Raw genomic sequence first — 23709 nt, 5'->3', positions numbered from 1 at the left:
GGTTAAAAGTGAATCAAATATAATAAAATTTAATTAAAATCACCAAATATTGACAAAAACAAAATATTTAATAAAAAAAATATTAATCGATTGAATTTTATGCATTAAAACACAAAAATCACTTGATACTCGTAATATTCCCACAAAGGTTTTCAAGGTGGAAAATCTTATGAAACGGGCTTTTTACTTCGTTTAGATGTTCCTTGTCCTGAATGAAAGTATATCGTGATGCAATCGAATTCATATCTGAAACAATAATCAGCCAGCATTCATCTACCGAAGTATCATAATAAGGAAACTTCTCATTCTTTTTTTCGATTAATTCTAAAATCTTTTCAGAGCACAGTTCATCAAAAAGATTCATGTTATACTCATAGGTAATAAAAACATTTCTGCGATGGAAAGACTTTCGAAGCGATTTTACACAGCCTAAAGGCTTTCCTCTTTTAATGCTTTTATAAATATTAAGAACAATTTCCTGTTGACCTTCGAGCGAATCAAACTTAATGTTTGTGTGAAATTCTAAAAAATAAACACCACGATATTTCGTAGTGTCTTCTTGTTCCAATAATATTTCAGCCTGACGGAAAATCTTGTTTAAGCAGCTTTCAACCTTTTTCATTTCAAGATGATTGATCACTTCCGTTAGCTCGATTCCTATTTTTTTATCATTAAATTTTGCAATAAAATCAGGGCTTTCACAGGTGAAATTTTCAAAAGTTACATCGGGAAAATGATGCATAAAAGAATTGAGCAGTAAAATCTCTGCTTTTTTCTTGTATTTTTCGCGGTCGTGAAGTTTAGATTCATCAATTTTACGATGATACTTTTCCATCGGCTTTTTTTTCAAATGCCGGTTGAGATAATATAAGCTGAGATTTTTAATTAAATCTTCATCCGAAAACGCCTTTTTCATGTGGTCTTTTTTAAAATTAATAACAACACATGGTTTTCACGGTTAGCCCAAAACTTTTGATTATCAAAAATTTATGAATTAAATATATGAAATTATAGAATACGTTTATGAAAAATCAGAAAATTTAAATTTCATTTAATATTTAATTCTTCATCCGAATTTTTATCTTTGAATAAACTATCTTACTAAAAAGTAAAAATGAGTACAAAATAAAAGAAATAGATCTTGATAAAAACTACAATTTTAAATTTTAGGCACAGTTTTTCCAATACTGTTTTCACCATCACATTAATCAATCAAATTATATTTAACAAAATACACATTTAATGGATTTCAGAAATTTTCAGATGCCGTTCAGCATCAACCCAAAATACTCAAAAAGAGTCGCTTATTTTTCAATGGAATTTGCCATTGAGCAGGTTTTGAAAATATATTCAGGAGGATTGGGATTTTTAGCAGGTTCTCATATGAGAAGCGCGTACAACCTTAATCAGGATCTTATCGGAATCGGAATTCTATGGAAATTCGGATATTATGATCAGGCGAGAAATCATGACCAGACTTTACAGCCAACCTGGACAAAGAAAATGTACAGTTTTCTTGAAGATACAGGTATAAAGTTTCAGATTGAGATTCACAGTGCGCCGGTTTGGGTAAAAGTATGGTATCTTGATCCGGAGATCTTCAATACCGCTCCGATGTTTTTACTTTCAACGGATGTTCCGGAAAACGATCATGTCTCAAAAACCATTTGTCACAGATTGTATGACGCCAACGAATCCACAAAACTTGCCCAATATATTTTGCTTGGAAAAGGTGGTGCAAAACTTTTAGATGAAATGAATCTCGAAAGAGATGTTTATCATCTAAACGAAGCTCACGGACTTCCCGCTGCATTTCATTTATTAAAAAAATACAACGGAGACATTCAAAAAGTAAAAGAAAAACTGGTCTTCACAACCCATACTCCCGAAGAAGCAGGAAACGAGAAGCACAATCTAAGATTATGCTACGATATGTCTTATTTTTCAGGCTTAAGCATGGAAGAGGCAAAAAAAATCGAAGGCTCAGATGGTGATTTATTTAATCACTCGCTGTGTGCACTGAAAATGGCCAGAGTGGCCAACGGAGTTTCTAAACTTCACGGTGAAGTTTCGAGAGCTATGTGGAGCAAATATCCCGGAATCTGCGAAATAAAATCGATTACCAACGCTCAGGAATTTAAATATTGGGGTGATAAAGAACTTTATATTGCTAAAGATGAAAACAACGATACGCTTTTCGATTACCGAAAGAAAATTTTAAAGAAAAGATTATTCAGGATTGTAGCCGACCAGACCGGAAATTTATTCGATCCGAATGTTTTCACAATCGTTTGGGCAAGAAGATTTGCAGGTTACAAAAGGGCAGATTTGCTTTTGCATGATAAAGAAAGATTCAGAAAGCTACTGAACAATCCGAAATATCCTGTACAGATTATTTGGGCCGGAAAACCTTATCCGATGGATTATTCTTCAATTTCTATGTTTAATGTTTTGGTGGAAGAAAGCAAAAACCACAAAAACATGGCGGTTCTTACAGGTTATGAACTTTCTTTAAGTAAATCTTTGAAGCAAGGTTCAGATTTATGGCTGAATAATCCGAGAGTTCCTAGAGAAGCTTCAGGAACTTCAGGAATGACTGCAGCAATGAACGGTTCTATAAACCTCTCTACTGATGACGGCTGGATTCCTGAGTTTGCAAAACCTGGAGAAAACTCTTTCGTTGTTCCAAAAGCAGACTATTTGAACATGAGTATTTACGAGCAGGATAATTATGATTTAAATAAATTATATGAAATTTTAGAAAATGAAATTCTTCCTACCTATTATGACCAACATGACAAATGGAGAAAAATTCAGCATAATTCGATGAAAGATGTGAAAGAAAATTTCAATAGTGACCGAATGGCAGATGAGTATTACAATCTTTTGTATAATCATAAGGTGTAATATTTTTGGTTAACATTTCACAGTTCTACAAAATAAAAATCAGCCTGAAAATTTCAGGCTGATTTTTTATTGAATTAATCTTTTTTCTTTTTCTGTTTGGGAACTTTCAGTCCGGCTTCTTTTGCTTCAGAAATACCGATGGCAACTGCTTGTTTTTTGTTTGTAACTTTGTCACCGGAAGAAGATTTTAATTTACCTTCTTTAAATTCCTTCATCACTTTCCCAACTTTTTTCTGAGCTTTTTCTGAGTATTTTGTCTTGCTCATGATTTTAAATATTAAGATTTTGATACTGATACACCGATTTCATACACTTTTGCGTGCTTCAAATATTTTGAGCGCTCTCTGGAAGTTACCGATTCGAATTGGTCATTTTTCAAAACAATAATCGGGTCTTCTGCATTCTCAATCTCAAAATTTGCCAAATATCTTTCATCCGGTGGAGATTGGGTAAGTTTAGCTTTAATCTTTTGCAGCTCGTCTGCATATTTTCTGAATCCTGGATCTGTAGAATGAATAAATTTATATTCATCTCCCGCATCTACATAATAATGTAATTTCTTATCAATCAATCCAGCTTCATCTGTAATATAAGGATTGTCGTTTCCGTCTTTAAAAGCCACTTCTACAAGTTTACCACCTTCATGCTGTGTATAGTTTTCAGCATCTGCAAAATTTGCAAATCCTGTAAATACGGTCTGATCATCTAGATCATAACGGTTGAGTTTTCTTTTGTTTTCCTTAGTTTCCATAATTATCTTCTTTATTACCTATAACCTATTCAATTTTTTTGCCAAAACACTTACAATATTGCTTTTTAAATTCGGTTTAATAAAATTATTATCTTTGGGTTTCCTTAAAACTAGAAATGAAAAAATTCTTACTTACTTTAACTGTTCTTGCGGCATTTCAGAATGTCTCTGCGCAGGAAATTACTTTAGATAAAATATATTCAGGATACTACCGTGGAAAAGGCATTGCCGGAATTACGTCTATGAAAAACGGTGAAAATTATCTTGTGATCGAGCCAACAGGTATTGCAAAATATTCTTATAAAACCTCTCAGAAAGAAGGAAATTTAGTTGACGGAAGTTTCGAAAGCTATGAATTTTCTGATGACGAATCGAAGATTCTTTTGTTAAAAGAGAGTCAGCCGATCTACAGACATTCTTTTTTGGGTGTTTATGATGTAAAAGATTTAAAATCGGGGAAAAATTTAAGTTTAAACGATGGAAAACCTGTTCAGGAACCAAGATTTTCTCCGGATGCGACCAAAATTTCTTTCATTGTAGATAATAATTTGTTTTATCAGGATTTAAATTCAGGAAAAATCACGCAGATTACGGAGCACGGGGTAAAAAACAAAGTTTTGAACGGTTTGGCAGACTGGGTGTATGAAGAAGAATTCGGTCATGCAAGATTATATGAATGGACAAAAAATTCCGCAGATATTTTATTCGTAAAACTGGTTGAAACCGATGTTCCGGAAATTTACATTCCAATTTACGGGAAATCGCTTTATCCGAATGAAATGCGCTACAAATATCCGAAAGCAGGAGAAAAAAACTCTGTAGCTTCAGCGTACATTTATCATTTGGCAGACGGTAAAAAATCAAAAGTTAATCTGGATAATTTTAAAAACTATTACATTCCAAATGTTTTCCAAACGGCAAATCCGGATGAGATTGTTTTAATTACTTCACAAAGAACGCAAAATGCTTCTGATGTTTTAAAAGTAAATACAAAAACAGGTCAGGCAACAAAATTATTCACGGAGAGTGACGACAAATGGATTGATACTGATAATGTGACTTTAGAATTTCTGGAAGACAATTCTTTCCTTTGGGCTTCTGAAAGAGATGGTTTTCGTCATTTATACTGGTACGACAAAGACGGAAAGCTGAAAAAACAGGTTACAAAAGGCAACTGGGAAGTAACAGAATATTACGGTTACAATCCGAAATCTCAGGAAATTTTCGTTCAGACCACAGAGAAAGGAAGCATTAATAAAGTGGTTTCAAAAATTAATATTCAAAACGGAAAATCTCAGCTGATTTCAAATGCAGACGGAAATAACTCTGCAAATTTCAGCAAAAACTATAATTATTTCATCGAAACTTCTTCTACGGCTGCAAAACCTTACACTTATATTTTAAAAGATGGTAATGGAAAGCAACTGAAAGAACTTCAAAACAACGATGATCAGCTTAAAAAATTACAGGCAGACAATTTCTCTGTAAAAGAATTTATCACCATTCCAAATGCAGCAGGAGATCAGATGAATGCATGGATTATTAAGCCTAAAAACTTTGACCAGAATAAGAAATACCCTTTATTCATGTATCAATATTCAGGACCGGGTTCTCAACAGGTTGCCAATTCCTGGGATAACGGAAATGCGCTTTGGTTTGAAATGTTAGCTCAAAAAGGGTACATTATTGCTTGTGTAGATGGTCGTGGAACGGGCTTTAAAGGAGCGAAATTCAAAAAAGTTACTTATAAAAACTTAGGAAAATACGAAATTGAAGATCAGATTGCAGCTGCAAAATGGTTGGGTAATCAAAAATATATTGATAAAACAAGAATCGGAATTTTCGGATGGAGCTTCGGAGGTTATATGGCGAGTTTAGCAATGACAAAAGGTGCGGATGTTTTTAAAACAGGAATAGCCGTTGCACCGGTTACGAACTGGAGATATTATGATTCTGTTTACACTGAAAGGTTTTTGTTGACCCCACAGGAAAACCCTGCAGGATATGATGAAAATTCACCAACAACTTATGCGAATTTATTAAAAGGGAAATTCTTATTAATTCACGGAACTGCCGATGATAACGTACATTTTCAGAATTCCATGGAATTTTCTGAAGCGTTGATTCAGAACAAAAAACAGTTTGAATTTATGGCTTATCCTGATAAAAACCACGGAATTTACGGTGGACAGACGAGACCGCAGCTTTATCAGAAAATGACTGATTTTATTTTGGAAAACCTTTAATAATGGTGGAAGTTGGAAGACGGACGCTGGAAGTAAAAAATCACTCAGAATTTGAGTGATTTTTTTATTTAGTAACTGTGTGAACTTTTATTATCAATGATAGCAACCAAAAAAATCACATTATTAACTTCCTGATAAATAAGCGAATTGTTTTTATCAATCAAACACCTTCTATAATTCAAAAGTAATGACTTAGGACAAATTTCTTTATGATTCTTTAATCTCAAAATTAAATCTTCAAATCTACTTTCAAAATTTTCAATCTCTCATAAAGACCATTTTTCAAGTAAATAATCCAAAATACGAAAGTAATATTGCAAACTCTCTTCAGACCAAACAACTTCCATGTTATTTTGATTTTTCTAAAAGATATTGTTTAATTTTTTCCTTTGCTTCTTCATGAGAATAGGTTTTCTCATTTTTTATATCATCAAATCCTTTGTTAATTGATTGCTTTTGAGAATCCGTTAAATTATCAGCCCAATCTCTTTCTGTTTTCGCTTCTGAATATTTTGACTTCAAAAATTCAATATAATCATTCACCTGTCCTAAAAATTCTTTCGGGAGAGATTTTAAATTTTGCTCTATCTCTTTAATGCTAATTTCCATCTCATTTAAATTTTACTCAAAGTTAATAAAATTCAAATATTGTTTTTAAAATTTTATATTTGTGAAATTGTAAAAATCTTATACATGAAAACCAAACATCCTAAAGGGCTTCCCTATCTATTTTTTACAGAAATGTGGGAGCGTTTCGGCTATTATCTGATTCTCGGAATTTTTGTGCTGTACATGATCGACAGTGAAAAAGGCGGATTGGCTTTTGATGATAAAAGCGCTGATGATATTTTCGGAACTTTTATCGCATTAACTTATTTAACACCATTTTTAGGTGGATTTTTAGCCGACAGAGTTTTAGGATACATCAAAGCAATCTACATTGGCGGATTCTTGATGGGATTAGGTTATCTCGGAATTGGTTTTTTTAAAGAACTACCTCTGTTTTACGCTTCTTTAGCTTTAATCATAATCGGAAACGGATTTTTCAAACCAAGTATTTCTACACTTTTAGGGAATTTATACAACGAAGAACCTTACAAAGCCAATAAAGATGCAGGTTACAATATTTTCTATATGGGAATTAATATTGGGGCTTTTGTCTGCAACATTATCGCTGCCTTTATGAGAAATAAATACGGATGGGGACCTGCTTTCATGACTGCCGGAGTAGGAATGTTTGTCGGTCTTTTAGTTTTCACGATTGGAAAAAGACATATCATTCAGGCAAATATTTTAAAGCCTGCACAGGAGGGTGATACTAAAATTTCTGATGTTTTGGTAAAAGTATTTTTACCGGCTGTAATTTTTGGATTGATCGGATGGTTTATTCCAAATAATATTTTTGGTAGTGATAGCACAGATGCCTTTATTTTCGCTTGTATTCCTGTAATTTACTTTTACGTCATGCTTTATGTAAAAGCAAATGCGGATGATAAAAAGCCAATTGGCGCATTATTGGCAATTTTTGCAGTAAGCTTAATGTTTTGGGCTGTTTTCAAACAAAACGGAACCGCTTTAACACGTTGGGCAAATTATTATACCGAAAGAACTGTTCCTGCAGCAGTAGAAAAACCTTTAGAAGCAATTTTCTTAGTTGATAAAAAGGATTATCAGGATAAAGAAGTTTCGGTTTACGACGATCAGTATCAAACAGTAAAAGATGCTTCCGGAAAACCTCAAAAAGAGCAAGGAAAAGATATTTATTTCAGAAATGTTTCTGAATCTGACAAAACGAAATTAGAAGCAAATCCTTCACAAACAGTGAATCTTTACAATACAGAACTATTCCAGTCGATTAATCCGGGTTGGGTGATTTTATTGACTCCTGTTGTTGTTGCATTTTTCATGATGCTTCGCAAAAAAGGAAAAGAGCCAAGTACACCGTCGAAAATCGTTTTGGGACTATTTATCTCGGCTTTATCGTGCTTAGTAATGGTCGGAGCAGTTTATGCAGGACAAAATGGTTGGGTAAAAGTTTCAGCTTTGTGGCTGGTTGCAGCGTATGGAGTTATTACAGTCGGCGAATTATGTCTTTCTCCGATGGGATTATCTTTAGTCTCTAAACTTTCACCGCCAAGATTAACAGCATTGATGATGGGTGGATTTTTCCTTTCAACGTCAATTGGAAACAAACTTTCGGGTGTTTTAGCAAGCTTCTGGTATGATTATGACAACAAAGCTAATTTCTTTATCGTGAACTTTGGGTTATTACTTTTAGCTACCTTACTTGGACTCTCAATCCTAAAAAGATTGAATAAAATTATGAAAGAAAAGGGAGTAAATTAAACTTCTAAAAATTCGAAATAGTAAGCCGCAGATAATTCTGTGGCTTTTTTATTTTAAAAATAAAATTAAAATCTTGCCAAAAACCCAAAAAAAACTATATTTGTGGGTCTTAACAGAAATTTAACAATTACATATGGATACAGCAAAAACAGCAAAAGGTCACCCTAAAGGACTCTACCTTTTGTTTATGACTGAAATGTGGGAACGTTTCTCATATTATGGAATGAGAGCTATTTTCGTTCTATACATGACTAAAATGCTTTTGATGGGAGATGCAGAAGCTTCCGAAATCTATGGAAGTTATACCGGTCTCGTTTATTTAACTCCATTATTGGGAGGATATTTGGCAGATCGATACTTAGGAAACAGAAGAAGTATTGAAATTGGCGGAATATTAATGGCAATTGGTCAGTTCATCCTATTTTTCAGTGCTTCGGCAACCGGAGCAAGTGCTGTAACCTTGATGTGGATGGGATTAACAATGTTGATTATTGGAAATGGTTTCTTTAAACCAAATATTTCGACAATGGTTGGGCAGCTTTATCCTCAAGGAGATCGTCGTGTAGATTCTGCGTTCACGATTTTCTATATGGGTATCAACCTTGGAGCATTTATGTCACCGCTTATTTGTGGTACTTTAGCTGAAAAAGTTGATTTTAAATGGGGATTTTTGGCAGCAGGAATCGGTATGTTGATCGGTCTTGTTACTTTTATTATCTCTAAAAACAAAGTCCTTGTAGATGCTGACAACAAACCAATCGGATTGCCTACAAACAAATTCGGAATCGCACAATGGGGAATGGTAATTGGATCTATTGGTTTAATTTTCTTTTTAATGAACTTTAAAACAATGTTCAACAGTGATTTGGATGTCATCGGCTACCTCATTTACGGAGCGATGATTCTTATGCCACTGATTGTTTTAACTGATAAAAGCCTTACAAAAGACGAAAAAGACAGAATTATCGTAATTTTCATCTTGGCATTCTTCGTAATTTTCTTCTGGGGAGCTTTTGAGCAAGCTGGTGCATCACTAACGATTTTCGCAGACAGACAAACAGACCGAAATCTTTTCGGATGGGAGATGCCTGCAAGTTATTTCCAGTCGGTAAACGCATTGGCGATTTTACTTTTAGCTCCTTTATTTTCATCTATCTGGTTGAGATTGGGTAACAGAGGTAAAGAGCCTTCATCACCAAAGAAAATGGCTTATGGTTTAGCTTTAATATCTTTTGGATATTTGGTAATTGCTTATGCAGTTTACGGATTAGGAATGATGGATAAAGTTTCCATGTTCTGGCTAATTGGTCTTTATGTAATCCATACAATGGGAGAACTTTGTCTTTCACCAATTGGTCTTTCGATGGTTTCTAAACTATCACCTGTAAGATTCTCATCTTTATTAATGGGAACATGGTTTTTGGCAAATGCTGCGGCAAACAAATTTGCAGGAACATTATCAGCATTAATTCCCGGAGGTGGAGAAAGCGGAGAAGCTCCAAAAACAACATCTTTCATGGGATTCCAGATCACAGATTTATTCGATTTCTTCATCGTTTTCGTTATTATGTGTGGTGTAGCTGCTTTAATCCTTTTCGTTATCAGCAGATGGCTTGAAAAGAAAATGCACGGAATAAAATAAATAACATTATTTCAAAATAATAATTAAACCTCTGATTTTTTCAGAGGTTTTTTTTTACATTCGTAAGATGGAAATTTCCGAAGATATTTTATTTCAATCCATAAAGGAAATTATTATTCAGTCGCGCGAAAAGGTTTTTCGGATTGCGAACTCTACTCTACTGCTCACTTACTGGCAAATCGGACAACTCATTATTGAAAACGAACAAAAAGGCAAAGAACGGGCTGAATATGGAAAATTTATCCTTAAAAATCTCTCTAAGAAACTTACTTTAGAATTCGGAAAAGGTTTTGATTATACGAATCTCTCCAATATGCGAAAGTTTTATACCGCATTTCCAATTGTTGACGCATTGCGTCAACAATTGAGTTGGACACATTATAGGCTATTAATAAAATTAGATAATTCAGACAAAATGAATTATTATATTAATGAATCCATACAAAACAACTGGAATTACAGAGATTTAAAAAGACAAATTAATTCATTAGCTTACGAAAGAGTTTTAGAACATAAAAAAACTTCTACAGAAACTATTCAAAGCGTTTTAAAAGACCCTTACATTTTTGAATTTTTAGGATTAAAACCCAGTGAAAAAATTTCTGAAAAAGAAATTGAAACAGGAATTATAGATCACATTCAAAAGTTCCTTTTAGAATTCGGAAAAGGTTTCGCTTTTGTTGCAAGACAGCAGCATATTTCCACAGATACATCAGACTTTTATATTGATTTGGTATTTTACAATTACATTCTTAAATGTTTTGTTATCATTGATTTGAAGACAGGAGAACTTTCGCATCAGGACATTGGTCAAATTGATATGTACGTAAGAATGTATGATGATTTGAAGAGAGGCGAAGGTGACAATCCAACCATAGGAATTCTTTTATGTTCAGAAAAAGATGAAACGATTGTAAAATACTCTGTGCTCAACGATCAAAATAATCTTTTTGCAAGCAAATATTTGCTTTATCTTCCAAAAGAAGAAGAATTGAAACAAATTATTGATCAGGATAGAATACGTTTTGAACTCGATCAACAAGACAAAAACTCAGAATTATAAAATTATTCTCATTTACTCATTATAAATTACTTTTCACTCATGAACTTAACGCTCGACGAAATACAAAACTTCAAAGGAAAATATCCAAAACAAATCTGGTCATTATTTTTCTCCGAAATGTGGGAACGGTTCTGCTTCTACGGAATGCGCGGAATGCTCGTTTTCTTCATGATTTCCCAATTAAATTTCCATGAAAAAGAAGCCAATCTTCAATATGGTGCAACACAGGCATTTGTTTATGCCTTCACTTTTGTAGGCGGGCTTTTTGCTGATAAAATTTTAGGATTTAGAAAATCACTCTTTTGGGGCGGATTATTAATGATTGTCGGAAGTTTAATTCTCGCTGCAGATCCACACCAATTTTTCTTTTTAGGAATTGCATTTACCGTGGTAGGAACCGGTTTTTTCAAGCCAAATATTTCCTCAATGGTAGGTCAGCTTTATAAGACCAATGATTCAAGAGCAGATGCAGGATTTTCGCTGTTTTATGCCGGAATCAATCTCGGTGCATTACTAGGCGGATATTTATGCATTGCTATCGGTAAAGGAGAACTTTTTGGAAGCATTATTTCAGAAGGAATAAGATGGAATATCGCCTTCGGATTAGCGGCAATTGTAATGGTCATTAGCTTAATTAATTTCGTTTTCACTCAAAGAACCTTAGGAACAATCGGGCTTCAGCCGGGACATCCGTTACAAGAAGTAAAATCTGCGCCGATGCCAAAATGGAAAGAATATGGAGTTTATATTTTATCCCTGATTTTTGTTCCGATTATTATGAAAATGGTTTCTGTTCCACAATATACAGACTACTTCATGTGGACAGTAGGGCCATTAACTTTGATTTATCTCTTCTTTGAAATGTCAAAAGTAACGACCGCTGAAAGAAACAAACTTTGGGCAGCTTTGATTTTTATCATATTCTCTATTTTATTTTGGGGAATCTATGAGCAAAGTGGGGGTTCATTAAGTATTTTCGCAGCCAAAAATTTAAATAAAGACCTTTTCGGATTAGATCCGAATGGAGTCAATAATTCAGGGGGGGCATTTTTCATTATTTTCCTCGCTCCGTTACTTGGGTTATTATGGATCTGGATGAGTAAAAGAAAAATTGAACCGAATACAATCATCAAATTTGGTCTTGGTTTCATCTTTTTAGGATTAGGATATTACGTTTTATTTGCCACAAGATTATTTGCCGATTTACAGGGAATTACTTCATTAAATTTCTTCACATTGGCTTTATTGGTCATCACTTTGGGGGAATTATGCCTCTCTCCTATCGGATTGTCTATTATGACTAAACTTTCCACAAAAAATCTTCAGGGAATGATGATGGGAATGTGGTTTCTCGCTTCAGCTTACGGGCAATACGTTGCGGGAATTATCGGAGCCGGCTTGGCTGATGCAAAAGAAGGTTCAACAAACTATGACGCTCTAATGACCTATACTGAAGGTTACAAACAACTCGGACTTTACGCGGTAATTGCCGGTGTGGTATTAATTTTGATTGCACCGTGGGTGAAAAAACTCATGCAGGAAGTTCGCTAATGAATTAATATTAAAACAATTATGAAAAAAATATTCGCATTCATCTTTATCATCCAATCTTTTTTTGCCTTTTCACAAGTAAAATGGATGACGATTGAAGAAGCATTAAACGCACAGAAAACTCAGCCCAAGAAAATACTGATTGATTTTTATGCTGATTGGTGCGGCCCATGCAAAATAATGGATAAAAAAACATACGGACATGCCATTATTGCTGAATTTTTAAATGAAAATTATTATCCTGTAAAATTTGATGCCGAAGATAAAAGAACCATCGAAATTTTCGGTAGAAAGTTCTCCAATGAAAATACAACTCATAAGAAAGGAAGAAATTCGCTTCATGAGTTTACTCAATATATGAATGTAAATGCCGTCCCAAGTACGGTTTTTCTTGATGAAAACGGAAGCCCTATTACAATTTTGCAGGGCGAATTATCTGCAAAAGAATTAGAACCCTATCTTTCATTGATTTCCGGTGATCTGTATAAAAAAATTAAAACCCGTGAAGAATGGGAAGATTATCAGAAGAAATTCAAATCAAAGATAAAAGACTAATTTTTTTGGCTGATAGCTTTTAGCTTTAAATTGGTACAGCCCCGAATGCACGAATCCTTTTCTTAATTATTTTGTGTATTCGTGGCAGATTAATCAATAAAATATGCTGCATCCGCATAATCAGCGAGAGCAAAACAAAAACAAGGCTTTCACATCTGAAAGCTTTTTTTATTCCTGAAATTTCACGAAATTCGTGCTTCAAAAATTATTTTCTGACTTTAGAAACTCCCATAGAATTTGTCAAAGGAATCGGTTCCGATCGCGCCAAACTCATTAAAAATGTGTTGGGAATTTCTATCGTAGAAGATTTTCTAAATTTTTATCCGATCCGATATTTAGATAAAAGTAAAATTTTTACAGTTTCTACTCTTCAGGAAAGCACTATTGAAGTTCAGTTAAAAGGAAAAATTACTTCTGTTCAGGAAATTCAGACCGGAAAAACAAAAAGGCTTTCAGCAAAATTCAATGATCATACCGGAACGATGGATCTGGTTTGGTTTCAGTATTCAAAATGGCTGAAAGAACAGATTCCCATTAATCGGGAAGTTTATATTTTCGGGAAAATCAATGTTTTTAACAATCAGTTTTCGATGCCGCATCCGGAAATTGAAGCGGAGGAAAATAAAGAAACCGAAACAAGATTAAAACCCATTTATCCAAGCTCTGAAAAACTGAGCAAAAGAGGTTTAAACCAGAAATTCTTTCAAAACATTTTAAGGAATATTTGCAAAGAAATACCGAATCTGATTCAGGAAAACCTTCCGGAATACATGATTCGTCACTATCAATTTTTATCGAGGCAACATACCTTTCTGAACATTCATTTTCCGAAAGACCAACAACATTTTGAAAAAGCAGACAACCGATTGCGATTTGAAGAATCATTCTTTTTTCAGTTGGGTTATGCTTTAAAAAAACTTCATCATAAAACACAATCCATTGGAAATCCTTTCCCGATTGTGGGCGATTATTTTACCGGATTTTACGAAAATCATCTTCCTTTTGAACTGACCAATGCACAAAAAAGAGTATTGAAGGAAATCAGAATAGACATGAAAAAGCCGATTCAGATGAACCGACTTTTGCAGGGCGATGTTGGTTCGGGAAAAACAATGGTGGCTTTGTTAACGATGCTGATTGCTTTAGATAATGGATTTCAAAGCTGTTTAATGGCACCGACAGAAATTCTTGCACAACAACATTACAACGGAATAAAAGATTTATTAAAAGATACGGAAGTTAAAGTCAGTCTTTTGACGGGTTCTGTGAAAGCTTCCGCTAGAAAAATACTTCATGAAGAGCTTGAGAATGGTGAACTTTCTATTTTGGTAGGAACACATGCGGTTCTGGAAGATAAGGTGAAGTTTAAAAATCTTGGACTGGCAATTATTGACGAACAGCACCGGTTTGGCGTTGCTCAAAGAGCTAAACTTTGGGCTAAAAATAAAATTCCGCCTCATATTTTGGTGATGACCGCTACTCCGATTCCGAGAACTTTGGCGATGAGTTTTTATTCTGATCTTGATGTTTCGGTAATTGATGAATTGCCAATCGGAAGAAAACCAATTATTACGGCTCATCGACGAGAAAAAGACCAGGCTTATGTCTATCATTTTTGTCATGAAGAGATTCGAAAAGGCAGACAAATTTATTTTGTGTATCCACTGATTGAAGAATCTGAAACGTTAGATTATAAAAATCTGATGGAAGGTTTGGAAAATGTGATGGATAATTTTTCAAACTACAATGTGACGATGCTTCACGGGAAGATGAAACCTGATGAAAAAGATGCCGCAATGAATTATTTCGCATCAGGAAAGTCTCAGATTATGGTTGCAACAACCGTAATTGAAGTTGGAGTTAATGTTCCCAATGCTTCGGTAATGGTTATTGAAAGTTCTGAGAGATTCGGACTTTCGCAACTTCATCAGCTTCGTGGAAGAGTTGGAAGAGGTGCTGAACAAAGCTATTGCATTCTAATGACTTCCGATAAGTTATCGAGCGACAGCCGAACCAGAATTAAAACAATGGTTGAAACGAATGACGGCTTTAAAATTTCTGAAGTCGATATGCAATTGCGGGGTCCGGGAGATATTTTGGGAACTCAACAGAGCGGTGTCGTTGATTTTAAAAGACTTGATCTGGTGAATGATGCGCCCATTATTAAAGCCACAAAAAAAATGGTTGAAAAAATTTTGGAAGCCGACCCTCATCTTTCAAGACCTGAAAATATGATTATTAAGAATTATTATCTGCAGAATTATAAAGGAAAAAATAAGTGGAGTAAGATTTCGTAAGACCAAACCTTTATACTCAATAAACAGCTTAAAAGTTTCTTTGGTTCTTGTCATCTCTTCTACCATCCCAAACTGACAAAACTTTAATCTGAACTTCTGAAAATTCATAAAAAATCAGATAATTTCTAATAATTTTCACCCTTACATTTTGAAAATCTGTTTCGCGACCGATCATCGGGTTATCTGCAAGTTGTTTGAGAACTTTAATGAAGAGCTTATTTAGTTTAATACTATATGTCTTAGATTTATTGTGATTTATCCAAAACTCAAGAATATCTTTTCTTTCAATATTGGCTTCTTTCGTCCAATTTATTTTTCTTGAAGCCATTTTTCAATTTCATTATTTGCTTCATCTTCGTCTAGGATTTCATCTTTCTGAGCATCTAAAAGCCTTGACTTTTGCTCTTCATTTAATTGAAAAACAGTATTATCTTGCTCGAAATCTAAAAGATTTTTAATTTCTTCTATGAGTTTTGAATCTTTCAAATTTGCAATTCTGTTAATCAAATCTAATTTTATTTCTGCAGCATTCATTTCAATATATTTAATTCAAATTTACAACTTTTAGCATAAGATAATCAAACATTTACAATATTTTCTCCATCAAATAATCATCCATTACATAACCATTTCCGATATCAAAAACGCCTTCGTCATAGATTTTATAGCCTTGGGATTCGTAGAATTTTTGCGCTGAATTGTATTTATTTACATTTAAAATAATTCGATTATCACCACTTTCTTTTACTTTTTCGTTTAGAAAATCAAGCGTTTTCTTTCCTAAACCTTTTCCTTTGCTTTCCGGAACTAAATAAATTCGATGCAGTTTTGTCGTGTTTTCTTCATAATGATTTTCAAAGCCTAGGAATCCGTCGTACTCATTTGAATTTTCATCAAAAACAAGATAATAATGGTAATGAGGATTTTTTAAATGTTCTGAAATTTCAGTTTCTGAATACATGGTTTCAAGCATATAATTCATCTGTTCTTTTGAAAGAATTTCGGCATAGGCATTTTCCCAGGATCTTTTGGCTAAATCCTGAATTAAAGGAATATTTTCTTCGGTTGCTTTGATTAATTTCATTTTATTTTTTTACCACAAAAGTCACAAAAGTTTTTTTTTAAATATTTAAGTTGTAACGATTTCCTTTTAAAAGTTCACAAAACGGATAGCTAACTTTAAAAAACATAACGCTTTTTGAACTTTAAGTGATAATTAATTAAAACTCTATGAACTTTTGTGACTTTTGTGGTTTAATATTTTAGAATTAAGATTAAAAAAGTGAAAAGCATTAAACTTTTCACTTTAATTTTATTATAAATTTAAAAATTCACAATTGACATATTGACAATTGACTTTCTTAAATTTTCGCCATTTCAGCTTTAATTTTAGCATAAAGTCCTTCTGAAGCAGGCACCAAAGGAAGTCTTAGATAATTTTTAACAATTCCCTTTTCTGCTAAAACCGCTTTAATTCCGCAAGGGTTTCCTTCTGCGAAAATCAGTCTTGTAATTTCAACCAACTTGTTGTGAATCTCATAAGCCTCGTCTACTTTTTTATCAAAAGCCAACTGAACCATCGCTGAAAATTCTTTCGGATAACCTTGTGCAATTACAGAAATCACTCCTGCACCGCCCGCTAAAGTTACAGGAAGTGTAAATTCGTCATCCCCGGAAACCAAATTGAAACCTTCTGGTTTTTTTCTCAAAATATCAAAATATTGAAGAATATTGGGTGCAGCTTCTTTAATTAAGAATAAATTTGGGAATTCATTTGCCAAACGTAACGTTGTTTCAGCTTCTAAATTTTGTCCTGTTCTTGACGGAACGTTATAAATGATAATATTTTTCCCTGTAGAAGCTAACGCTTTATAATGCTGATAAAGCCCTTCCTGATTAGGTTTGTTGTAATATGGAGAAACCGATAAAACAGCCGTAAAATCTGAAAGATCTGTTTCTTCAATCTGTTTTTTAACTTCAAGCGTATTATTGCCACCGATTCCCAAAACCAGCGGAAGACGTTTACTGTTTACCTTAATGATGTGATCTACCACCTGTTTCTTCTCTTCAGCTGAAAGCGTTGCAGCTTCTGCTGTAGTTCCCAAAACAACTAAATAATTGGTTCCGTTTTCGATATTGTACTCAACAAGTTTTGTCAAGCTGTCAAAATCAACGGATAAATCTTCATTAAAGGGTGTAACTAATGCTACACCAACTCCTTTTAAAATGCTCATCTGTTAAAATTATTTTCTCCAAATTTAATAATTTAAGATAAGAATTTAGAATAATTACTGATGTTTTATTATACATATAATTATATTTGCATATACTAAAAGATATTATGCAAAATAAATTCTTATTACTAGGAATTGCTTTGGTTTCGCTTACTGCCTGCAAAACGACTTCGTTACAGGTAGCCAATGTTGAAACTCAGAAAAACATTTCCATTAATAATGAGCTGAAGAATGACGAGGAATTTGCCAAATTTATCGCGCCTTATACTGAAAAACTCAATAAAGAGATGAATCAGAAAATCTCTTACACAGCAGTTGATCTTACAAAAGAGGGTGACAACAGTAATTTGGGAAATCTTTTAGCCGATTTTACATTTGATGGAGCTGATGTTTGGGCGAAAGCCAATCTGAACAAAAATGTAGATGCTGCTCTGATCAATATCGGAGGAATTAGAACGACAATTGGGAAAGGCGATATCATGCTGAAAAATGTTTTTGAAGTAATGCCTTTCGAAAATGAAGTGATTATTGTAAAATTCAAAGGTTCAGATTTGCAGGGGCTTTTTGATTATTATGCTCAAAATGAAACCAATAATCCGGTTTCTCATTTATATATTGAAACTCAAAACAAGCAGGTTGCTAAAACTTTAATCAATGGAAAGCCGGTAAATCCGAATCAGGATTATTATGTGGCAACCTCTGATTATTTAGCTTTAGGTGGTGATAATATGAAGTTTTTCAGCAAAGGAGAATCAATTCCGACAGGAATTAAGCTGAGAGATTTATTTATTGACTACTTTAAAAAAAATCAGCAGATCAATCCGAAAGAAGAGGTTCGTTTAAATTTTATCGGGAAGAAATAATGGATAGAAAGCGTTTTTTAAAAACAGTAGGTGGCGGAACTTTAGCAATGTCTTTAGCTCCAAATTTGATGATGGCGGAAAGTTTAGATTTAAATCCATTCAAAGAAGCCAAAAAACTGACGATTCTTCATACTAACGACCAGCACAGCAGAATCGAACCTTTCGACTCAAGCTATACAAAAAATCCTAATCAGGGTGGTTTTGCGAGAAGAGCAACTTTAATTCAGAAAATCAGAAATGAGGAAAGCAATGTTTTATTGCTGGATTCGGGAGATATTTTTCAGGGAACGCCTTACTTTAATTTTTTCGGAGGCGAACTGGAATTTAAACTGATGTCGATGATGAAATATGATGCTTCCACCATGGGAAATCATGACTTCGACAATGGTTTAGATGGATTTCTAAAGGTTTTACCTAATGCTAAATTTCCATTTATCTGTTCGAATTACGACTTTAAAAACACCATTTTAGACGGAAAAACTTCACCGTATAAAATTTTCAACAAAAACGGAATCAAAGTAGGAATTTTCGGAGTGGGAATTCAGCTCGAAGGTCTGGTTGGAAAAAAACAGTACGGCGAAACCATCTGGAATAATCCTATTGATGTTGCGCAACATTATTCAAATTATCTGAAAAATGAGCAGAAATGTGATTTGGTAATCTGCCTTTCACATATCGGATATGCTTACAAAGGAGAGCCCGAAAAACTTTGTGACAAAATTTTAGCCGCACAAACCGAGAATATTGACTTAATTTTAGGCGGTCATACCCATACTTTCTTTCCTGAACCTGAAACCTTCACCAACAGACAAGGTAAAAAGGTTTTGGTCAACCAGGTTGGTTGGGCCGGACTTCTTCTAGGCAGGCTCGATTTCTTTTTTGATCAAAATAAAAACGTAAAACAAATTTCCTGGAACAATCAGGCAATAGACAGCAGTATAATAGCATAGTATATGAAAAAAATCTCACTACTTTCTTTTGGTATTTTCGCAGCATTACAGTTTGTAAAAGCGCAGAATATTTCTTCAAAAAAATGGGCAGACATGTTCTCTTACAATAATGTTCTGTCGATAAAGGAAGATAACGGAAAAATCGTTGCCGCCACAGAAAACGGGATTTTTTATTATACGATTTCCACAGGAGAAATCACTAAGCTTTCTAAAGCAAACGGCCTTCACGATGTGAAAATTTCTGCATTCGATTATAATCCGGAAACCAAAATAGGTTTAGTGGGTTATCAAAACGGATCTTTAGATGTTATTACTCCACAAGGTGTAACGTATGTTGTAGATATTCCGATTGCGACAGGATATAATGCGAGCAAAAAAATCAATCATATTTCAATAACCGGCGACAGAGCTGTAATTTCTGTCGGATACGGAGTTTCTATTTTTGATCTCAAAAAGAAAGAATTCAACGATTCTGCATTCTTTATAACCGGAGGCGTTTTTGAAGCAAGTAACGAAGCAACCATATTCGGAAATAAAGTTTTTTCTGTGACCAATACAGGGCTAAAAACGCATGAATTAAACACAACATTTCCTGTTTTCTCCACGTGGACAACAGAAATGCCGGGAAATTTCATAGATATCGATTCGGAGTCTGCTTTAGCATTCTCATCTGCAAATACAACTTACGTTTACAATAACGGAACTGCAACACCCATCGTTCAGAATTTCGGGGGCGTAAAAGATGTTGTTTTAACGGCAAACAATATTATTGTAACTGACGGAGCAAGAATTTACACCTACAATACCAACGGAGCTCCTACGGGAAATACAACTGTCGGTGAAGACTGTAATACTGCTACTACAATTGGTTCAAAAATATTTGCAGGAACAGTTTTATCGGGTGTTAAAACTGAAGATAACATCGTATATAAACCAGATGGACCATACTTTAATTATGCTTACAAAATAAGATTATTTAATGATAATCAGCTTTTGGTTTCCACGGGAATCAGAGCGAATGGTTACAATGAGCCACAAGACAACCCAAGAAATCCCGGTTTTTATTATTACACAGGAACAGAGTGGGTATATTCATCCTATTTTATAAATAATACGGGACCTTTTAATGTGGTTGATGCTTTTGCAGATCCTGCGAATCCCGGAGATGTGTTCTTTTCGAACTATACATTTAATCCAAGCTATGGCGTTTATAAAATGAAATACAATTCATCTTCCAAAGATTTTGAATTTGTAAAACGCTATACAATGGGTTCAGACAGCGGATACGGTCGAAGACCTGTTGGTTTTACAGCAGATGATCAGAATAATATATTTTCTACACTGGCGTTTTCCGGTCCGGGATCAGGTTTAGCTTTTTATGACCGAGCGACAGACGACTTTTTAGTAAAAGACCTGAACACGAGTGCAGGGATTCAATACCCTGTATTCAACAATGATCTATTGTGGATTCCCATTCCAAGGTCAGCCAATTTCTTGGTTTATGACACCAAAAAAACAGCAACTTTCTCAGATGATACTCAATATTATTTAGACCAAACCAATAATATTCCTGCAAACACAGTTTCTTTTGCGATGGATAAATCCGGTGATGCATGGATCGGAACAGAATTAGGCTTAAGAATTCTTCCGAATGCAGTTTCAGAAGCGAAAAATGATCCGCAACTGGAAGCCATTGTTATCGAACAAAACGGACTTGCTGAAGAGCTTTTCAGAGATTCAACGATTTTACAGGTAGAGGTTGACGGCGGGAACCAAAAATGGATATCTGTAGAAGATGGTGGCGTTTATTATTTATCGGCTTCAGGAGAACAGACCATCATGCATTTTACCAAAGACAATTCTCCACTCCCTACCAATACCGTAACAGATATTAAGGTTGACAAAAAAACAGGAAAAGTTTATTTTGTTACTTTTGACGGAATTGTAACGTATCAGGGAAATGTTGCAGATGTCACTTCAAATTTCGGTAATGTTTTGGTTTATCCAAACCCTGTAGTTTATTCCCAGTTTAAAGGAAATGTAACAATCAAAGGTTTAGCAGAGAAAACAAACATCAGAATTACTGATGCTGCCGGAAATCTGGTACATTCTGCAGTAGCAAGAACAGGATATTATGAATGGAATCTTAATAATCTAAAAGGAAAAAGAGTGGCTTCCGGAATTTATTTTGTTCTGATGACCAACGAAGACGGTTCAGACAAAGCTACAGCGAAAATAGCCGTAGTAAATTAATGACTTCTCAGAACGGATTTCTACTTTCATTCATAAAATATGGAGAAAACGATGCTGTTCTCCATTGCTTCACTGAAGAAGATGGTTTTCAGACTTATTTTCTAAAAGGAATTTACAGCAAAAAAAACAAGAAAAAAGCATTTTTACTTCCATTGAATAAGCTTAATTTTTCCATTAATACAGGAAGAAATACAGGTATTCAGACTGTTTCAAAATTTGAAATGACCGAAGTAAGTGATATCTATACTGATATTAAAGCCAATACTGTCATTTTTTTTATAGCCGATTTTCTGAATCAGATTTTAAGAAATGAGCATAAAAATCCATTGCTTTTTAGTGCAGTTGACGAATTTATTCATCAGCTTGGTCAGCAAAACTATCGTTCACATCTTATTTTTTTAATTAAAATTTTAAAAATTCAGGGTGTTTCACCGCTTTTAGGAAAAGACAATTACCTTGATCCCGAAACCGGAACTTTTTCACCTATCGGGACTCATCATTTTTTCGACAGTGAAAGCTCGTTGCTTTGGAAGCTAATTTTATCCGCACAAAATCCTTATGAGATTAAAATTCCACAAGCTCTGAGGAAAAACTTTTTAGACAGTATTCTGGTATATTACCATTACCATATTACCGATTTCAAAACACCCAATTCACTTGAGATTATTCAGCAGATTTTTGAATAAATTATCCGCCGCTTGAGAAGCTTTCAAGGCTTGTCATCCCACCATCAATAAAAATACTTGTTCCCGAAATATAATCTGCCAGATCGCTCGCCAAAAAAGCGGCCATATTTCCCACATCTTCAGGCTGACCGATTCTGTTGTATGGAATTAATTTTAATAAATCATTCATCGCTTCAGGAGTTTCCCAGGCTTCCTTATTAATCGGAGTCTGAATTGCTCCGGGACAAATAGAATTTACACGAATTTTATCCGCACCATGTTCCTGAGCCAAAGTCTGCATCAGCATTTTTATCGCACCCTTACTTGCAGCATAATTGGCATGACCTGCCAAAGGAATAATTTCGTGAACCGAGCTGATATGAATAATTTTTCCGCAGGCAACTGAACGGGTTTTATCGATTCCTCGTCTTAGAAATTCTTTGATAGCTTCTCTTGAACAAAGAAACTGCCCACGAAGATTTACTCCCATTACCGTATCCCAATCTTCAAGCGTCATATCGATAAACTTTGCGTCTTTTTGAATTCCTGCATTATTAATTAAAATATCAACAGTTCCATAGGTTGATATGACATCAGAAAACATTTTCACCACCTCATCTTCTTTAGAAACATCACACTGATAGATCATTCCTTCTCCGCCGGTTTCCTGAATTTCGTCTAAAACTTTTTGGGCTTCATCTTTAGATTTTTCAGATGAATGATTGATAATTACCACTGCTCCGGCTGAAGCAATCGATTTTGCGATTCCGGTTCCGATTCCGCTGGATGCTCCGGTAATGACAGCAACCTGATTTCTTAATGAAACTTCCATAATGTGATTTAATAATGTTTAAAATCAATTGAAAGTATCACGCCAAACTCTTTGTTTGGTTTTTAATTTAATCTAAAACTTTAGACATCACCAGTTGGGGTCCGCTTCTTCCGTTGATTCTTTTACCATTAAATACATATCCTGTTTTCAGGTAAATTTGAAAGGCTAAATTATTCGTTTCATTAACCGACAAAACGATTTCATTACAATCTCTGTCATGTTCTTTTATAAAATCGTCGAGTATTGCCATCATCGACTGACCAATTCCTTTGCCCTGAAATTCGGGGTTTACTGATAATGCACGAAGCAAAACCGAATCAGGATTATCAGTCATTTCAAATTTATCATCTCCAAAATCTAAGACACAAAAACCCGCAATTTTTTCATCATAAAAAATAGTAACAGGATAAGCGAAAAAATCTTCATTCTGGTTTCTGGCTTCAATTCTTTCTAAAGCCTGCTTTGGCAATGCAGAAAACTGCGACTGAATTTCATCAAGCTCATAATCAAGCTCAGAAAGATTTTTTGGTTCAAAAAACTTTAACTCAACCATA

At 34.3% G+C, this 23709-nt stretch carries 22 protein-coding genes; 12 read left to right on the top strand and 10 right to left on the bottom strand.

The window, feature by feature from the left end:
* Positions 1-118: 118 nt before the first annotated feature.
* On the bottom strand, positions 119-916 hold the full coding sequence (locus tag BM371_RS10380; RefSeq protein ID WP_034674022.1) for a hypothetical protein: 798 nt from the start codon (positions 914-916) through the stop codon (positions 119-121).
* Positions 917-1242: 326 nt separating this feature from the next.
* Here BM371_RS10380 and glgP point away from each other — a divergent pair, with 326 nt between their 5' ends.
* Positions 1243-2907: an alpha-glucan family phosphorylase gene (glgP, locus tag BM371_RS10375; RefSeq protein WP_034674021.1), complete on the top strand. Its 1665-nt coding sequence runs from the start codon at positions 1243-1245 to the stop codon at positions 2905-2907.
* A 74-nt stretch (positions 2908-2981) separates the two neighbouring features.
* Here the strand turns inward: glgP and BM371_RS10370 are convergent, their stop codons facing one another.
* Both BM371_RS10370 and BM371_RS10365 read right to left on the bottom strand, forming a co-directional pair.
* Positions 2982-3173: a DUF6496 domain-containing protein gene (locus BM371_RS10370; RefSeq protein WP_034674020.1), complete on the bottom strand. Its 192-nt coding sequence runs from the start codon at positions 3171-3173 to the stop codon at positions 2982-2984.
* A gap of 11 nt (positions 3174-3184) precedes the next feature.
* Positions 3185-3658 (bottom strand): SGNH/GDSL hydrolase family protein, encoded by a 474-nt coding sequence (locus BM371_RS10365; RefSeq protein WP_034674019.1) that lies wholly within the window; start codon positions 3656-3658, stop codon positions 3185-3187.
* Between the two features lie 116 nt (positions 3659-3774).
* On the opposite strand from BM371_RS10365, the gene BM371_RS10360 reads away from it, so the two are divergent.
* On the top strand, positions 3775-5904 hold the full coding sequence (locus BM371_RS10360) for a S9 family peptidase (protein ID WP_034674018.1): 2130 nt from the start codon (positions 3775-3777) through the stop codon (positions 5902-5904).
* Between the two features lie 348 nt (positions 5905-6252).
* On the opposite strand, the gene BM371_RS10355 is transcribed toward BM371_RS10360, so the two are convergent.
* Positions 6253-6513, bottom strand: coding sequence for a DUF2281 domain-containing protein (locus BM371_RS10355; RefSeq protein WP_051882612.1), 261 nt, complete (start codon positions 6511-6513; stop codon positions 6253-6255).
* A gap of 84 nt (positions 6514-6597) precedes the next feature.
* Here BM371_RS10355 and BM371_RS10350 point away from each other — a divergent pair, with 84 nt between their 5' ends.
* The 6 genes from BM371_RS10350 (at position 6598) to recG (ending at position 15358) form a co-directional block, all read left to right on the top strand.
* A complete protein-coding gene (locus BM371_RS10350; RefSeq protein WP_034674017.1) occupies positions 6598-8250 on the top strand; it encodes a peptide MFS transporter in 1653 nt (550 codons plus the stop codon).
* 133 nt (positions 8251-8383) lie between these two features.
* A complete protein-coding gene (locus tag BM371_RS10345) occupies positions 8384-9892 on the top strand; it encodes a peptide MFS transporter (protein ID WP_034674015.1) in 1509 nt (502 codons plus the stop codon).
* Between the two features lie 67 nt (positions 9893-9959).
* Positions 9960-10955 (top strand): PDDEXK nuclease domain-containing protein, encoded by a 996-nt coding sequence (locus tag BM371_RS10340; RefSeq protein ID WP_034674013.1) that lies wholly within the window; start codon positions 9960-9962, stop codon positions 10953-10955.
* Between the two features lie 39 nt (positions 10956-10994).
* Positions 10995-12506 carry a peptide MFS transporter gene (locus BM371_RS10335; RefSeq protein WP_034674011.1) on the top strand — a complete coding sequence of 504 codons (1512 nt, stop codon included), beginning with the start codon at positions 10995-10997 and terminating at the stop codon, positions 12504-12506.
* A gap of 21 nt (positions 12507-12527) precedes the next feature.
* On the top strand, positions 12528-13061 hold the full coding sequence (locus BM371_RS10330; protein WP_051882611.1) for a thioredoxin family protein: 534 nt from the start codon (positions 12528-12530) through the stop codon (positions 13059-13061).
* A gap of 212 nt (positions 13062-13273) precedes the next feature.
* Positions 13274-15358 (top strand): ATP-dependent DNA helicase RecG, encoded by a 2085-nt coding sequence (gene recG / locus BM371_RS10325; RefSeq protein ID WP_034677083.1) that lies wholly within the window; start codon positions 13274-13276, stop codon positions 15356-15358.
* Between the two features lie 28 nt (positions 15359-15386).
* On the opposite strand, the gene BM371_RS10320 is transcribed toward recG, so the two are convergent.
* The 4 genes from BM371_RS10320 to dapA all read right to left on the bottom strand — a co-directional run bounded on the left by BM371_RS10320 (position 15387) and on the right by dapA (position 17592).
* The gene (locus tag BM371_RS10320) at positions 15387-15686 is read right to left on the bottom strand and encodes a type II toxin-antitoxin system RelE/ParE family toxin (RefSeq protein ID WP_034674009.1); all 300 of its coding nucleotides are present in this window, start codon (positions 15684-15686) and stop codon (positions 15387-15389) included.
* The gene (locus BM371_RS10315) at positions 15668-15892 is read right to left on the bottom strand and encodes a lysine N(6)-hydroxylase/L-ornithine N(5)-oxygenase family protein (RefSeq protein ID WP_228376708.1); all 225 of its coding nucleotides are present in this window, start codon (positions 15890-15892) and stop codon (positions 15668-15670) included. The genes BM371_RS10320 and BM371_RS10315 overlap by 19 nt, the downstream gene beginning before the upstream one ends.
* A 52-nt stretch (positions 15893-15944) precedes the next feature.
* Positions 15945-16442 (bottom strand): GNAT family N-acetyltransferase, encoded by a 498-nt coding sequence (locus tag BM371_RS10310; protein WP_034674004.1) that lies wholly within the window; start codon positions 16440-16442, stop codon positions 15945-15947.
* A gap of 277 nt (positions 16443-16719) precedes the next feature.
* On the bottom strand, positions 16720-17592 hold the full coding sequence (dapA, locus tag BM371_RS10305) for a 4-hydroxy-tetrahydrodipicolinate synthase (RefSeq protein ID WP_034674002.1): 873 nt from the start codon (positions 17590-17592) through the stop codon (positions 16720-16722).
* A 107-nt stretch (positions 17593-17699) separates the two neighbouring features.
* Here dapA and BM371_RS10300 point away from each other — a divergent pair, with 107 nt between their 5' ends.
* From BM371_RS10300 to recO, 4 genes are read left to right on the top strand one after another with little or no spacing between them, the layout of a single operon-like run.
* Complete coding sequence (locus tag BM371_RS10300) at positions 17700-18455, top strand: 5'-nucleotidase C-terminal domain-containing protein (RefSeq protein WP_034674000.1); 756 nt, start codon at positions 17700-17702, stop codon at positions 18453-18455.
* Complete coding sequence (locus BM371_RS10295; RefSeq protein WP_034673999.1) at positions 18455-19405, top strand: bifunctional metallophosphatase/5'-nucleotidase; 951 nt, start codon at positions 18455-18457, stop codon at positions 19403-19405. The genes BM371_RS10300 and BM371_RS10295 overlap by 1 nt, the downstream gene beginning before the upstream one ends.
* A gap of 3 nt (positions 19406-19408) precedes the next feature.
* Complete coding sequence (porZ, locus tag BM371_RS10290) at positions 19409-21658, top strand: type IX secretion system anionic LPS delivery protein PorZ (RefSeq protein ID WP_034673996.1); 2250 nt, start codon at positions 19409-19411, stop codon at positions 21656-21658.
* Entirely contained in the window at positions 21658-22344 is a 687-nt protein-coding gene (gene recO, locus BM371_RS10285; RefSeq protein ID WP_034673994.1) for a DNA repair protein RecO, read from the top strand. The genes porZ and recO overlap by 1 nt, the downstream gene beginning before the upstream one ends.
* A gap of 1 nt (position 22345) precedes the next feature.
* On the opposite strand, the gene BM371_RS10280 is transcribed toward recO, so the two are convergent.
* Both BM371_RS10280 and BM371_RS10275 read right to left on the bottom strand, forming a co-directional pair.
* Complete coding sequence (locus BM371_RS10280) at positions 22346-23155, bottom strand: glucose 1-dehydrogenase (RefSeq protein WP_034673992.1); 810 nt, start codon at positions 23153-23155, stop codon at positions 22346-22348.
* Positions 23156-23222: 67 nt separating this feature from the next.
* Positions 23223-23708, bottom strand: a complete 486-nt coding sequence (locus tag BM371_RS10275; RefSeq protein WP_034673988.1) for a GNAT family N-acetyltransferase — start codon at positions 23706-23708, stop codon at positions 23223-23225.
* Position 23709: the final 1 nt, after the last annotated feature.

This window comes from Chryseobacterium formosense, from assembly GCF_900116415.1.
Taxonomy (GTDB): Bacteria; Bacteroidota; Bacteroidia; order Flavobacteriales; family Weeksellaceae; genus Chryseobacterium; species Chryseobacterium formosense.
The sequence above is the reverse complement of the archived record's forward strand: the minus strand, read 5'-3'. Positions and strand labels throughout refer to the sequence as shown.